This window comes from Xenorhabdus innexi, from assembly GCF_002632485.1.
Classification (GTDB): Bacteria; Pseudomonadota; Gammaproteobacteria; order Enterobacterales; family Enterobacteriaceae; genus Xenorhabdus; species Xenorhabdus innexi.
The window spans coordinates 1-549 of the sequence record NZ_NIBU01000249.1 but is presented as its reverse complement, the minus strand read 5'-3'; the positions used below and the strand labels follow the sequence as shown (position 1 = coordinate 549).

Below are 549 nucleotides of genomic sequence, written 5' to 3'. Positions count from 1 at the left end.
AACCGTGCGGTTTGATTCGCCCTGGGCACCGCCTTCACCTGAACTGATGGGGGAGCTGTCCGCGATATTTGACTGTGAAATCCGCCACTGGTACAGCGATGGGTCAGGCAGCCTCAGAGGCTATGACTGTTATGACCAGGGTGAGCATGTGGACAGCGGCCACGGACAGTCCGGCCAACACCGGCCGGCACTCTATCTGGTGACCGGCGAACAGGCGGAAACGGCATTGGCCCTGCCGGCTATCGCGGTCGGGCAGTAACCGGCTGTTTCACCGACTTACTTTCTACAAATTGACCACGTCAACCGAAAGGGGAACCGGTTCCCTTTTCGGGGCGTGTTTTCCTTTTTTACTTTTGTTCTGCAAGGAAAACATGCAATGGCCTCTCAGACCGATCATCAGAAAGCTTTTATTTCACTGTTTAAGCAAACGGCCCGTTATCAGACCCGCTGTCAGGTCTTCCGGGATTTTTGCAACTGCGCCATGGCGGCGATCCACAATCAGTATTGTTTCAGTGACGAGCTGGAGCAGTATTACCTGAAAACCATTAA

The 549-nt window shown here is 53.7% G+C and carries 1 protein-coding gene; it reads left to right on the top strand.

From position 1 onward, the window contains the following. The coding region (locus Xinn_RS21420; RefSeq protein ID WP_479688277.1) for a DUF1281 family ferredoxin-like fold protein at window positions 1-259 on the top strand (259 nt) is incomplete at its 5' end. Window positions 260-549: the final 290 nt, after the last annotated feature.